Below are 12,815 nucleotides of genomic sequence, written 5' to 3'. Positions count from 1 at the left end.
CCCATTCGGGGAGGGAGGTTAGGGCGCGACCTCTTCGCTGAACGCCTTGACGTCGGCCAGCAGCTTCTCCGCCGCCAGCTTCACCAGCTCGCCGCCTTTTTCCGGCGTCGCCTGCGCCGGGTCGCTGCCCATGCGGCCGTCGGGGAAGCGCTTGCGGAAATCGGCGGCTTCGCGGATCGGGCCCGTCGGTGCTACCGGCGGGTCATACTTTGCGGTCTTGATGGCGTCCGGGTAGGCCCATTGGGTGACGGCGATCTCCGACGGGGTGGCGTGGCTGCCGTGGCCGGTGGGGAACTGCCGCATGGCCAGGCTGTTGACGCCGTCGAGGTCCCACCAGTTTTTCAGCTTCGCGGCGAAGCCTCTGGGAACGCGGCCGAAACTGGCTTCCGCATAAAGTTCGCTGAAGGCGGCCTCGATGGTGTGGACGTTGCCGCCATGGCCGTTGAGGAAATAGATCCGCTCGAAACCGTGGCCCGCCAAGGACCGGCACCAGTCGCCGATGGCGGCCATGAAGGTGCTGGGGCGCAGGGAAATGGTGCCGGGGAAGCCCAGGTGATGCTGGGCCATACCGATGTTGAAGGTCGGTGCTACCAGCAGGTCTGACCGGTCTTTCTGGGCCTCATGGGCGATGATCTCGGGGCACATCCAGTCCGTGCCGAGCAGGCCCGTGGGTCCGTGCTGCTCGTTGGAGCCGATGGGGACGACGACCGTCCTGGAACGGGTCAGGAAGGCCTCGATTTCGGGCCAGGTGGATTTGGCGAGCAGCATGGGGATCTCGTCTACGCGAACGGAAAGGTGGCCACCTCTTACGCCGCCTCGGGCGCAAAAACGAGAACGCCGGAGCTCTGCGGCCCCGGCGTTCACTTAACACATTGAATTATAACAGACCTTACGGACGGTCGCCCTTGGGCAGGGCCGCGATCTGTTCCGGCGTCAGCTTGACCAGCGTCCGGACGGCGCAGCGTTGCGGACCCATGCTGCTCGAGGGCACGACGATGGTCACGTCGAGCGCGCTGCAGATGCTGCTGGACGGGTGCGAGTCGAGGCCGATGTTCAGGGCGCTGCTGAGATCAAGGCAGCGGCTGAAGGTCTCCAGCCGGTAGGTGTTCTTCCCGGCCCGCACATACAGGGTCTTGTCGTCGTTGGCGGCGGTGTAGCTCTGAACCTGGCGATTGAAGAAGCAGTCCGTGCGGGCGCTGCTGACGGCCTTCTTGGCCGGCTGGGCCTGGACGACCCCGGCGGCGCCGGTGATGAGGAGCGCCGATCCCAGAAGGGCGGCGATCAGGGTCTTGGTCATGTGATGCTCACTCCGATTTAACCCGTCCGCCTCGAAGATAGGTCAACGCGCGGGGCTTGGCGAGGTTCGCTTCAGGGCGCGCTGGCGAAATCGGTCGGGATCGACGGCGTCGGCCAGATCGGCCGGCAGGGGCGAGGGATAGCCCAGCAATGTTGCAGCCAGATGATCGGCCAGCAAGGGCGCGACGCAGAAGCCGCGGCCGCCGAAGCCGGACAGCACGAAGAGGCCGGGGCGGCCGGGAACGGGACCGGCCAGGGGCAGGTGGTCCGGCGTGGCGGCGCGGATGGCGGCGCGGCTGGACAGGGGCCGGGCGGCGAGATCGGCGGCGAGGTCGGGCAGGCGGGTGGCGATGAGGGCGAGGTTGGCCTGGTCGTCCTCGGCAAGGACCGTCGTGTCGGTGCGATCCCGCTGGTGGGTGGCGCCGAACAGGACGCCGTCTCTGGTGGGGACGGCGTAGCCGCCGAAGGAGACGGCCTGGGGGATGGCGGCGCCCCGCGCGACGGTGCACTGGCCGCGCACCGGCTGCAGCGGCAGCTGGGCCAGGGCGCGATTGTCGGCGCCGGCGCAGAGGACGACGGCGTCGACCTCGGCCAGGGCCTGGCCGGCGGCGTCCAGCAGGCGCCAGCCGGTTTCGCTGGGCGCGAGCTCCGCGACCGCGCGGCGATCGACCGGGCCGCTCCAGGCCTGAACCAACTGGGCGGCGTCGAGGACGAGGCCGTCGTGGATGATCAGGCCGCCCGGTTCGGGGGTGAGGGTTCCGGGGTCGTGCAGGGGGCTGGCGGCGATGCGCTGGTGGCGGGCGGCGTCCTTCTCGCCGTCGGCCAGGTGGCGGGCGCCGCGCGCCAGGATGGCCCCCGGGACCGTGCCGTACGCCGCGACGGCATGGCGGAAGGCCTGGGCGAACAGCCGGGCGGGCGGGCCGTCGCCGGCGTCGAGCCGGGGAGTCATCAGGGCGGCAGGGTTGCCGGAAGCCCCGGCGGCGGGGCCGGCGCCGTCGAAGAGCTGGGGCTCCAGGCCCCGGGCGCGCAGGGCGCGGGCCAGGGCGGCCCCGGCGATGCCGGCGCCGACGATGGCGACGCTCGGGCGGGGCGGCTCGGCGGCCTGGCCCGGGAAGACGGCCTCGGTGCGTTCCCGCTTGCGGCCGAAGCCCGGCTGCTTGGAGACGGCGAAACCCGCCTCGGCCAGGCCGCGGCGCACGGCCCCGGCGACGGTGAAGGTGGCGGCGCGGGCCCCGGGGGCGGAGCGGGCGGCGACCTGGGCCATCAGCGGCGGCGACCACATGGCCGGGTTGGCGGCGGGGGCGAAGCCGTCGAGGAACCAGGCGTCGGCCTGGCCGGACCAGGCGGTCAGGGCCTCGGCGGCGTCCATGACGGCGAGGTCGAGGCTGGCGCCGAAGGCGGGCAGGTCGAGGTGGTGGAAACCCCGGGCCGGGCCGGGCCAGCCGGCGATCAGCGCGGCGGCGGCCGGCTGGATGTCGGGCCAGCGGGCCAGGGCCCGGGCGGCGTCGGCGGCGGCCATCGGATGGGCCTCGATGCTGAAGATCGACAGATGGGCGCCGGCCGGCCGGGTTTCGGCCCAGAGGGTGAGCAGGGCGGCGATGTTGAGGCCGGCGCCGAACCCTAGCTCGCCGACCGTGAACTGGCGGCGGTTCGCCCAGGCGCCGGGCAGTCCGCAGCCGGCCAGGAAGACGGCGCGGCTCTCGGCCAGGCCGTCCTCACTGGAGAAGTAGACGTCCCCGTACAGCCGCGACCCGGGCAGGCCATCGGCGCGCCATTCGACAGGGGAGTCGGGGGTGGACATGGGCCGGTGGTAGCACGGCGTAGGGGACATGTACCCCGCCGCGCCGCGGGTTCGGAGCGATCGCCGAACGCGCCCGGGGTACGTGCCCCCGTTTGCCCACCGGGAAGAGGGGACACGTACCCCGTTGGACGCCCGGTGACAGAGCCGGTCGGTCCGGGGATGCGGGGTACATGTCCCCTCGCCATATCTCCTCACAAAGAAAAGGGCCGCCCGTGGGGCGACCCTTTCCCTGTCTTCCTTGAAGGAAGGGCTGACCTTAGTGGTCGGCCTTCTTCTCTTCGGCGGGAGCGGCCGGAGCGGCGGCTTCCGGCGCGGCCGGGGCTGCGGCGTCAGGAGCCGGGGCGGCGGCTTCCGGAGCGGGAGCGGCGGCGTCCGGAGTCGCGGGCGCGGCGGCTTCCGGCGCCGGAGCCGCTTCTTCGGTCTTGGTTTCGGCCGGCTTGCCGCAGGCGGCGACGGACATGGCGCCGAAGGCGGCGGCGATGATGAGGAGTTTACGCATTCCTGGCAGTCCCCTTTAGGTTCTCGTTGATGAGCGTCCTTGATGACGCGACGGGAACTATGGACCCCTGATCACGGCCCGCAAGCGGGATTCTCACGCCGCCGTGATCACGGATTGTGTCAGGTAGACGACACCCGAATCACAAACCGTTGTTTTATCAGGCTTCGTTGGGGATGGCCGACAGGGCTTCTTCCAGTTCCAGGAAGCTGGGCTGGGCGCCGGACGGGACGCTGCCGCGGCCGATTTCGACGCTGATCTGGGCGGCGTTGCCGTGCAGGTGGGCGACCAGGACCGACTGGATGATTCGGTAGAAGGCGCCTTCCTCGGCGACCACATCGCCGAGCCGGGCGGCCAGCGGGCCGACGATGCCATAGGCCAGGAAGACGCCGAGGAAGGTGCCGACCAGGGCGCCGCCGATCATGCCGCCGAGCACTTCCGGCGGCTCGGTGATCGAGCCCATGGTCTTGATGACCCCCAGCACGGCGGCGACGATGCCAAGAGCGGGCAGGGCGTCGGCGAGGTTCTGCAGGGCGTGGGCCGGGGCGTGGGCCTCGTGGTGGTGCTTCTCGAGCTGCTTTTCCATGGCGTCCTCGACCTGGTGCGGGTCCTCGAGGTTCATGGTCATCATCCGCAGGGTGTCGCAGATGAAGTCGACGGCGAAGTGGTCCTTGGTGATCTTCGGGAAGCGGCCGAAAATGCTGCTCTCGCCGGGCTTTTCGATGTGGCTTTCGAGGGCGATGACGCCCTTGGACTTCATGGTCTTGGTCAGCAGGAACAGCAGGCTGAGCAGGTCCTTGTAGTCGCCGGCCTTCCATTTGGGACCGGCGAAGGCCTTGGCCAGACCCCCGCCCGAGGCCTTGATGGTGGTCATCGAGTTGGAGATCAGGAAGGCGGCGACGCCCGAGCCGCCGATGGCCATCATCTCATGCGGCAGGGCATGCATGATGACGTTCATGTTGCCGCCGGACATGATGTAGCTGCCGAACACCAGGCCGAACAGCAGGACAAGGCCGATGATCTGGAACATGAGGGGGGTCGCCGCCGGAGGATAGAGTTGGCGACGACCATGGCGGGGAATGCTTAATGGCGGGTAAGGGACGGCGCCGTGTTGCACGCTCCGGCGACCCGGCTTAACAGCGTTCAGATGGCCGACAATCCCAAGCCCGCCGCCGGACTGACGCTGGAGCCGCGCTCTTTTGGCATCCTGTTTGCGGTGTCGATCGTGGTGGCCATCGGCAACACCGGTCTGATGGCCGTGCTGCCGGCCATCGCCCGCGAGACCAAGATCGCCGACTGGATGATCTCGGCGGTGTTCGGGCTGTCGGCGTTGCTCTGGGCGATCATGAGCCCGATCTGGGCGCGGCAGTCGGATTTTCGCGGCCGCAAGCCGCTGATCATGCTGGGCCTGATGGGCTTCATGATCTCCATGCTGCTCTGCGCCTGCGTGGTCACGGTGGGGCTTTACCATCTGATCCCGCCGCTGGCGGTCTTCTTGCTGTTTCTCGTCTGCCGGGCGCTGTTCGGGCTGATCGGCTCATCGTCGAACCCGGCGACCCAGGCCTACCTGGCCGAGCGGACCTCGCGCGCCGACCGCACGCAGCAGATGGCGGCGCTGGCCGGCGCCTTCGGGCTGGGCACCGTGGTCGGCCCGTTCATCGCGCCGCTGCTGATTGTTCCGTGGGTCACCCTGGCCGGACCGATGTTCGCCTTCGGCCTGCTGGCAGGGGTGATGTTGCTGGTGGTGCGCCGCTATCTGCCCGAGGAATTCACGCCGAAGGTTCACGGCCGCGCCTGGCCCAAGGCCGGTCCCCGCAAGAGCGCCCTGCGCAAGGCGCGCGGTCGCGGACTGCTGATCTGGCGGTTCATCAGCAACCTCTTCAAGCTGCCGCTGCGGCCGTTCCTGATCTACGGCTTCCTGGTCGCCTGCTGCCAGACGGCGCAGGGCTACACCCTCGGCTTCATGATCATCGACAAGCTTGGCGTGGAGCCGAAGGCGGCTCTCGGTCAGACGGCGGTGGCCATGGGGGCCGGGGCCCTGTCCGGTCTGCTGGCCCAGTGGGGGCTGATCCGGATCTTCTCGATGGGGCCCAAGTCGCTGCTGCGCTGGGGGGTGGGCCTGGCGGCGCTGGGCAATGTGGTGACGGTGTTTTCGCCGGACTACATGACCATGGTGGCCGGCTTCGCCATCTCCTCGCTGGGCTACGGGTTCGCGCGGCCGGGCTTCACCGCCGGGGCGTCGCTGGCGGTGACCATGAACGAGCAGGCGCGGGCGGCCGGGGCGATCGCGGCGGTCAACGGACTGAACGTCATCCTCGCGCCGCTGTTCGTCTTCCTTTACGGCGTCCGGCATGAGGCGCCGTTCGTGATGAATGCGCTGATCTGCGGCGCCCTGTTGCTCTACGCCTTCCGCAACGCCGTGCTGCGCAACGCCGGCGAGATCCCGCCCGATGACGAGGAAACCGCCCTGGCGATGATGGAGCGGCAGGACGAAGGCGGGACCTGACGCAAGCCTACTGCGGCGGGGCCGCCATCCCCGCCGCCTGCATGGCCATCGACTGGATCATCGGCGAGGTCAGATAGCCGTCGGCCGGGATCCTGTTGGCCTGTTGCCAGGCCCGGATGGCGACGCGGGTCTTGGGCCCGATGGCCCCGTCGACGCCGCCGGTGTCGTAGCCCAGCTTGACCAGGCTTTCCTGGGCCAGCACGCGGTCGGTGCGGCTGAGCGGCGTCTCGGCCGGCCAGGGGGTGACCAGCGGGCCCTCGCCGCCGAAACGCAGGGCGAGCAGGCCGACGCCCAGGGCATAGGCGGTGCTGTTGTTGTACTTCATGATCGCCGCGTGGTTCGGGAAGATCAGGAAGGCCGGCCCCGTGTAGCCGGACGGCAGGATCAGGCTGGCGCTGGACGCCTGGTCGGCGGCCGACCAGGGCAGGCCGTCGGCGCGCTTCACGCCCCGGCCCGTCCACACCGGCAGGGCCTCGCGGGCCCCTTCGGTCAGGGAATAGTCGAAACCGGTCGGCAGCAGCACCTCGCGCGACCAGCTTTCGCCGGGCTTCCAGCCGGCCTTGGCCATGTAGTTGGCGGTCGAGGCCAGGGCGTCGTGGGTGCTGCCCCAGATGTCGCGGTGGCCGTCGCGGTCGCCGTCGATGGCGGTGGAGAGATAGACGCCGGGCAGGAACTGGGTCTGGCCCATGGCCCCGGCCCAGCTGCCCTTGAGGCGAGCGCGGGTCTGTTCGCCGGTGGCGATGATCTTCAGCGCCGAGATGAGTTCGCTCTCCGCCCAGCCGCGCCGGCGGCCGTCGGCGGCCAGGGTGGCCAGGCAGCGGACGATGTCCTTGTCGCCCTGCACCTTGCCGAAGGCCGACTCCATGGCCCAGACGGCCAGCACGATCTCGCGCGGCACCCGGAAGGCCTGCTCGATGCCGGGCAGGTAGGGCAGCTGATCGCGGAACTGGCGGCCCTGGCTGATGCGCACGTCGCTGACTGTGCCCTTCACATAGTCGCCGACCGGCTTGGAGAATTCCGGCTGCCTGCCGTCGGAGGCGACGACGCCGGTGTCGGGCGTCAAGCCGGCCGTCTCGCGATCGACCACCTCCTGGGGCACCCCGGCCAGCACGGCCTTGGGTTTGAACTGGGCCAGCCAGGCGTCGAAGTTGGGATCGCCGGACACCACGGGAGCCGGTCCGGCCGGCGGCGGCGCGGGCCCGGGGCTTGTCCCGGCCACCTGCGTCAGGGTCGGCTCCAGCTGCGGGTCGGCGCAGCCGGCGAGGGTCAGGAGGAGGAAGGCGCGTCTGTCCATGGCGCCAAGCTAACGGGAGGAAGATGAACAGGGCCATCACAAACGCGCCAGCGGCGAAGCCTGGCCCTGCCGCGACGGACCCCGCCGCGGGCCTTCGGACGTTGACTCCCGTGCGATCCGACCCTATAGCCGCCCGCTCAATTCAGATGAGGGCCTCCGCGTGCGCGGGTTCCCCGCAGCCGCATGGTAAAGACCAATGAAGGTTCGTAGCTCGCTCAAGTCGCTGAAGTCGCGCCACCGCGACTGCAAGCTGGTTCGCCGCAAGGGCGTCCTGTACGTGATCAACAAGACCGATCCGCGCTTCAAAGCCAAGCAAGGCTGATGAAGGCCCCGAGCTTTTCGATGAAATCGAAAAGCTCAGTTGTTTCGTGGCGGGCGCCCTGATGCCGAAACCGGTATCCACTTTCGGCGGTCGCCCGCGTGGCGTCCTCTGGGACGTCGGCAATGTGATCGTTCGCTGGGATCCCCGGAACCTGTACGCGAAGATTTTCGAGGAACCGGCCGCTTGCGACCGGTTCCTTTCGCATGTCTGCACCATGGCCTGGCACGGCCTGACCGACCGCGGCGTGCCGGCCGAACAGAACACCGCTGACCTGATCGCGCGGTTTCCCGAGCACGAGGCGGAAATCCGCGCCTGGTGGGACCGCTGGGACGAGATGTTCGGCGGGGTGATCGAAGAGACTGAACAGGCCATGGAAGCCCTGGCGGCGCGAGGCGTGCCGCAGTTCGGCCTGACCAACATGGCCGGGCCGGTCTGGCCGACCATCGCGCCGATGGCCCCGGCGGTGCGGCACCTGAAGGCGGTGGTTGTCTCCGGCGACGAGGGGTTGATCAAGCCCGAACCGGCGATCTACGCCTTGGCCAGCGAGCGGGCAGGCCTGCGACCGGACCAGCTGCTGTTCGTCGATGACGGCGCGGTGAACATCGCGGCGGCGGCCGAGCTCGGCTTCCATGTGCTGCATTTCACCGACCCGTCGGCCCTGGCGCCGACGTTGAAGGCGCACGGGCTGCTTTGAAGGTCGCACGGGCGCATTGAGCCCGGCGCCCCTTTCCTCTACACCGCGCCTTCCCCAATTCCGCTTCCCGTGAGAGCCTTCTTCCATGTCCGATGAGCAGCCCACCGTCGATGTCCTGAACGGCACCGCCCAGACCCAGCTGCGCACCATCATCGAGCGCATCGAGCGGCTGGAAGAGGACAAGGCCGGCGTCATGGCCGACCTCAAGGAAGTCTATGCCGAGGCCAAGGGCAACGGCTTCGACACCAAGATCCTGCGCAAGGTCGTGCGCATGCGCAAACAGGACAAGGCCAAGCTCAGCGAGGAAGAGGCGCTGATCGACCTCTACCTGTCGGCCATCGGCGGGCTGTAGCCTTGGGGGGCGCTTGAAGCGGAAGGATCCCCCCGACTTCAAGGCGCTGGCCCGCAAGGCCGCGCAGCGCTCGGCCCTCAACGCCCTGCGCAAGACCCAGCGCGCGGCCGACAAGGCCGGCGTCAAGCTGTCCGACTGGGAAGGTGAGTTCCTGGGGTCCGTCGCCGAGCGGGTGAAGACCTACGGCCGGGCCTTCGGCGACCCGGAGCTGGGCGCGCCCGGCCAGGCCCTGTCGGCCATGCAGAACCGCAAGCTCAAGGAAATCGCCGCCAAGGCCAAGGGGGAGGACACCAGGCCCGGCAAGGGGCCTCCTGCCCGGGGTCGGCGACGACCGATGGGGCGCGGCGGAACGGACAAGTAATCCCTCCCGCTGTCATCCTCTGGGCCCGCGAAGCGGGAACCGGGGGACCCAACTTTCCGCGTGAAGAGTCTCACGAGTCTTTCCAGAGCCGGCTTGATGGGGTGGACGACCCCCGGCGGCATCGGTGTGCCAAGATGGGTTGTCTGAACTCATCTCAAGGAGGGCCGTCCGTGGAGCATCCTACGCGCATATTCATCGATACGTCCAAGCAGCTGTTTCAGCTGCACGGTGTGGACGCAGGCGAGAAGGTCGTCATTCGCCGGCAACTTCGGCGGCGGGAGATGATCCCGTTCTTCACCAGGCTGGCGCCGACGGTGATCGGACTGGAAGCCTGTGGAGGTTCACACCACTGGGCGCGGGAGCTGGCGGGGCTTGGCCATCAGGTGATGCTGCTGCCGGCCCAGTATGTGAAGGCCTATCTGAAGCGAGGCAAGAACGACGGTCGCGACGCCGAGGCCGGCTGCGAAGCGATGAGCCGGCCGACGATGAGGCCGGTGCCGGTCAAGACGGTTCAGGAGCAGGCGGTGCTGATGCTGCTGGCGACGCGGGACCGACTGGTGCGAAGCCGCACCCAGCTGACCAACGCCATTCGCGGCCATGCCGCCGAGTTCGGGCTGATCGCTCCGACCGGGCTGGACAAGATCGAGCCGCTGCTGGAGCGCGTCGCCGCCGACCAGGCTTTGCCCGACCTGGCCCGGGACCTGTTCGCGGGTCTTGGCCGCCAGCTCCTCGCCCTGCAGGCGCAGATCGTCGAGATCGACGCCCGGATGGCGGCGCATCATCGGGCCGATCAGACCAGCCGCCGGCTGGCCAGGATCCCCAGCGTCGGGATCGTCGGCGCGGTCATGCTCGCCGCCAAGACCCCGGACCCCAAGGCCTTCCGCTCAGCGCGCGACTTCGCCGCCTGGCTGGGCCTCACGCCCAAGGACCATTCCACTGCCGGCAAGACCCGCCTTGGCGGCATCACCCGGGCCGGCGACGAGGCGCTTCGAGCCGTCCTGGTCTGCGGGGCCATGGCGGTGATCCAGAACGCCAAAGCGGGTCGAGGACAGCCGTGGCCATGGCTCAATCGGCTATTGGCCACAAAGCCGACCAAGCAGGTCGCCGTCGCCCTCGCCAACAAGACCGCCCGCATCGCCTGGCGCCTCATGGTCAGCGGACAGGACTACGATCCGTCTCGCCGCCTCGCCGCGCCTTCCCAACAACCTGCCTAGCCGGCAGGCTCAACCCGTTCCTTGCAAGAGGCAGATGGTGTGATCGATCGATCAAATGGATGGGACACTCCGCGGGACCCAACGGCGTCACAGACCGCTGCCTTGATCGGAACCCATCCCGCGCAAACCATCTTGGCGACGGCCAATATCCAAGGCCGCCAGACCGGACATATGGGCGCAAGCGACTACGATCAGATCAATCCGCGACGACTTGCAGGGTGGGGGTCGTCCACATATGGGTCCCCCGGTCCGCTGCGCGGCCGGAGGATGACAGCGATGGATAGAGGATTAGTTCGAAACCGACTGGCTGAGCTTCTCGATGACCGCCAGGTCGGCGGGGGTGAAGCTCTGGCCCTGGGAGCTGGTGCAGTTGAGCACGACGCGGATGTCGATGGCCAGCTGGGTGCCGCCGAAGACGCTGCTCTCGCTGACCCCGTCCTTGGTGGTCGCCTGGTAGGCGGTGAACCAGCCCGCCCAGCCGGTCTTCGAGGTCCAGGGCTTGTTGGTCAGCATCCGGTCGAAGGTCCCGCCCTTGCCCGACACCCGCTCGCGGGCCTTCTGCTCGGCGTTGGCGTAGTAGATGGCGGCGACGGTGGTCCAGCTCTCCACGGTCGGAGGCTTCGCCGGGCGGCTGATCGAGACCATGCACAGGCCGGCCCAGTCGAGACCGGTCTGGCCGGGACGGCGGACGATGAAGCTGAGCGTCTCGTCGGTGTCGCCGCCCAGCGGATGGCGCTCGATGCCGGTCGGAAGAAGCACGGAGCCGAGGCCATTGGGCGGGCTCAGCCTGGTCTGGGCGGCGGCCTGGCCAGCGATAGCCAGGACCGCAACGGCCAGGGCAGGCAGGATGGAACGGAAGACCATGGTTCACCCCTCATTGTGAGGGGTCACCCTAGGTCAGCGCTGAAAGACCCGCGTCATCCGGAAAGGGGGGCGTTTTTCCCGAACGCCGGGGCCTAACCGACCTCCTTGATATCCACGTCGATGCCCTGCTCGCGGACCTTGCGATAGAGGGTCGAGCGGCCGATGCCGAGGCGGCGGGCGACCTCGGACATATGGCCGGCGTAGACGTCGATGGCGTGCTGGATGAGGTCCTTTTCGATCTCTTCCAGGGTGCGCAGGTGGCCGTGGCCGTCGAGGATGCGCACGGGCGAATCCGCCGGCATCTCGGCCAGCAGCTGCTGGGCGGTCGGGATGGCGCGCGGGACCTGGCCGGCGACCGGCTGGACCACGTCCTCCATCGGAGGGGCCTTCACCCCGCTGATGGCCGGGAAGTCGTGCGGCTGCAGGTAGGGGGCGTCGGCCAGGACGATGGCGCGGTAGACGGCGTTCTCCAGCTGGCGGACGTTGCCCGGCCAGTCGAAGGCGGTGAGGAAGGCCATGGTCTCCGGCGCGGCGCCGACGACGCGTTTGCCCTCTTCGACGTTGAACCGCTTGATGAAGGCCTCGACCAGGGCCGGCACATCCTCGCGCCGTTCGCGCAGGGAGGGGGCCTCGATCGGAAAGACGTTCAGGCGGTAGTAGAGGTCCTCGCGAAAGCGGCCTTCGCGGATGGCGTCCGACAGGTCGCGGTTGGTGGCCGAGACGATGCGGACATCGACCTTGATCGAGCGCTTGGCGCCGACCGGGTCGATCTCGCTCTCCTGCAGGGCGCGCAGCAGCTTGACCTGGATGTCGAGCGGCAGTTCGCCGACCTCGTCGAGGAACAGGGTGCCGCCGTTGGCCTCCTGGAATTTACCCAGGTGTTTATCCGAGGCGCCGGTGAAGCTGCCCTTTTCGTGGCCGAACAGGATGCTTTCGACCAGGTTCTCGGGGATGGCGCCGCAGTTGACGGCGACGAAGGGCTTGCCGGAGCGGTCGCTGGACCCGTGCACGGCGCGGGCGATGACTTCCTTGCCGACGCCGCTCTCGCCGGTGATCAGCACCGGGATCGAGGACCTGGCGGCGCGCTCGCCCATGCGCTTGACAATGCGCATGTGGGGGCTCTCGCCGATCAGGTCGGCGAAACTAGTCCTTCCATTAGAGTGCTTCTTGAGCCGATCGACCTCGCCCTTCAGCTCGCCCAGCGACAGGGCGTTGCGGACCGAGGCGATGATGCGTTCAGGGGACGCTGGCTTGACGAAGAAGTCGCAGGCCCCGGCCTGCATGGCCTTGACCACGGTGTCGACGCCGCCGGACGCGGTCAGCACGATGACCGGCTGGTTGAGGGCGCGGGCGCGCATCTCCTTCAGGGCGTCGTGACCCGACAGGCCCGGCATCTGCAGGTCGAGCAGCACCACGTCGGCGGGCTTGCCGGCCTGCAGGTGGCTCATGGCCACGTCACCACTCTCGGCCTGAACGACGGCGAAACCGTCGCGCTCGAGCACCGCCTGGATCAGCCTTCGCTGAGTCGGGTCGTCATCGACGACCAGGACCGTTTTGGTCATGTTGAAGCATCCCACCAAGTACCGGCGATGCGACCTCGTGGGCCGTCGCTCGT

The 12,815-nt window shown here is 68.8% G+C and carries 14 protein-coding genes; 6 read left to right on the top strand and 8 right to left on the bottom strand.

Translation table 11 applies throughout. The features are described 5' to 3' along the window. Positions 1 to 18: 18 nt before the first annotated feature. From O5I81_RS00295 to motA, 5 genes are all read right to left on the bottom strand, one after another. A complete protein-coding gene (locus O5I81_RS00295) occupies positions 19 to 768 on the bottom strand; it encodes a creatininase family protein (protein WP_271066949.1) in 750 nt (249 codons plus the stop codon). Positions 769 to 889: 121 nt separating this feature from the next. Beyond that, on the bottom strand, positions 890 to 1,297 hold the full coding sequence (locus tag O5I81_RS00290; RefSeq protein WP_271066948.1) for a DUF6491 family protein: 408 nt from the start codon (positions 1,295 to 1,297) through the stop codon (positions 890 to 892). 42 nt (positions 1,298 to 1,339) lie between these two features. After that, complete coding sequence (mnmC, locus tag O5I81_RS00285; protein ID WP_271066947.1) at positions 1,340 to 3,097, bottom strand: FAD-dependent 5-carboxymethylaminomethyl-2-thiouridine(34) oxidoreductase MnmC; 1,758 nt, start codon at positions 3,095 to 3,097, stop codon at positions 1,340 to 1,342. 256 nt (positions 3,098 to 3,353) lie between these two features. Beyond that, entirely contained in the window at positions 3,354 to 3,596 is a 243-nt protein-coding gene (locus O5I81_RS00280) for a hypothetical protein (RefSeq protein WP_271066946.1), read from the bottom strand. 157 nt (positions 3,597 to 3,753) lie between these two features. Continuing rightward, on the bottom strand, positions 3,754 to 4,623 hold the full coding sequence (gene motA, locus O5I81_RS00275; protein WP_271066945.1) for a flagellar motor stator protein MotA: 870 nt from the start codon (positions 4,621 to 4,623) through the stop codon (positions 3,754 to 3,756). 117 nt (positions 4,624 to 4,740) lie between these two features. Here motA and O5I81_RS00270 point away from each other — a divergent pair, with 117 nt between their 5' ends. After that, a complete protein-coding gene (locus tag O5I81_RS00270; RefSeq protein ID WP_271066944.1) occupies positions 4,741 to 6,099 on the top strand; it encodes an MFS transporter in 1,359 nt (452 codons plus the stop codon). Positions 6,100 to 6,106: 7 nt separating this feature from the next. On the opposite strand, the gene O5I81_RS00265 is transcribed toward O5I81_RS00270, so the two are convergent. After that, positions 6,107 to 7,393: a lytic murein transglycosylase gene (locus tag O5I81_RS00265; RefSeq protein WP_271066943.1), complete on the bottom strand. Its 1,287-nt coding sequence runs from the start codon at positions 7,391 to 7,393 to the stop codon at positions 6,107 to 6,109. A 196-nt stretch (positions 7,394 to 7,589) separates the two neighbouring features. Here O5I81_RS00265 and ykgO point away from each other — a divergent pair, with 196 nt between their 5' ends. From ykgO to O5I81_RS00240, 5 genes are all read left to right on the top strand, one after another. Then, positions 7,590 to 7,715, top strand: a complete 126-nt coding sequence (gene ykgO, locus O5I81_RS00260) for a type B 50S ribosomal protein L36 (protein WP_166572887.1) — start codon at positions 7,590 to 7,592, stop codon at positions 7,713 to 7,715. A 61-nt stretch (positions 7,716 to 7,776) separates the two neighbouring features. Then, the gene (locus tag O5I81_RS00255; RefSeq protein ID WP_271066942.1) at positions 7,777 to 8,409 is read left to right on the top strand and encodes an HAD family phosphatase; all 633 of its coding nucleotides are present in this window, start codon (positions 7,777 to 7,779) and stop codon (positions 8,407 to 8,409) included. Between the two features lie 85 nt (positions 8,410 to 8,494). After that, the gene (locus O5I81_RS00250) at positions 8,495 to 8,761 is read left to right on the top strand and encodes a DUF2312 domain-containing protein (protein ID WP_271066941.1); all 267 of its coding nucleotides are present in this window, start codon (positions 8,495 to 8,497) and stop codon (positions 8,759 to 8,761) included. A gap of 13 nt (positions 8,762 to 8,774) precedes the next feature. Then, the gene (locus O5I81_RS00245) at positions 8,775 to 9,122 is read left to right on the top strand and encodes a hypothetical protein (RefSeq protein WP_271066940.1); all 348 of its coding nucleotides are present in this window, start codon (positions 8,775 to 8,777) and stop codon (positions 9,120 to 9,122) included. Positions 9,123 to 9,292: 170 nt separating this feature from the next. Beyond that, a complete protein-coding gene (locus tag O5I81_RS00240; RefSeq protein ID WP_271066031.1) occupies positions 9,293 to 10,336 on the top strand; it encodes an IS110 family transposase in 1,044 nt (347 codons plus the stop codon). 288 nt (positions 10,337 to 10,624) lie between these two features. Here O5I81_RS00240 and O5I81_RS00235 read toward each other — a convergent pair whose 3' ends face one another. After that, on the bottom strand, positions 10,625 to 11,200 hold the full coding sequence (locus O5I81_RS00235) for a hypothetical protein (protein ID WP_271066939.1): 576 nt from the start codon (positions 11,198 to 11,200) through the stop codon (positions 10,625 to 10,627). Between the two features lie 92 nt (positions 11,201 to 11,292). Further along, positions 11,293 to 12,762, bottom strand: a complete 1,470-nt coding sequence (locus O5I81_RS00230; protein WP_271066938.1) for a sigma-54 dependent transcriptional regulator — start codon at positions 12,760 to 12,762, stop codon at positions 11,293 to 11,295. Between the last annotated feature and the right edge of the window lie 53 nt (positions 12,763 to 12,815).

It is taken from the genome of Caulobacter sp. NIBR1757 (assembly GCF_027912495.1).
Classification (GTDB): Bacteria; Pseudomonadota; Alphaproteobacteria; order Caulobacterales; family Caulobacteraceae; genus Caulobacter.
The sequence above is the reverse complement of the archived record's forward strand: the minus strand, read 5'-3'. Positions and strand labels throughout refer to the sequence as shown.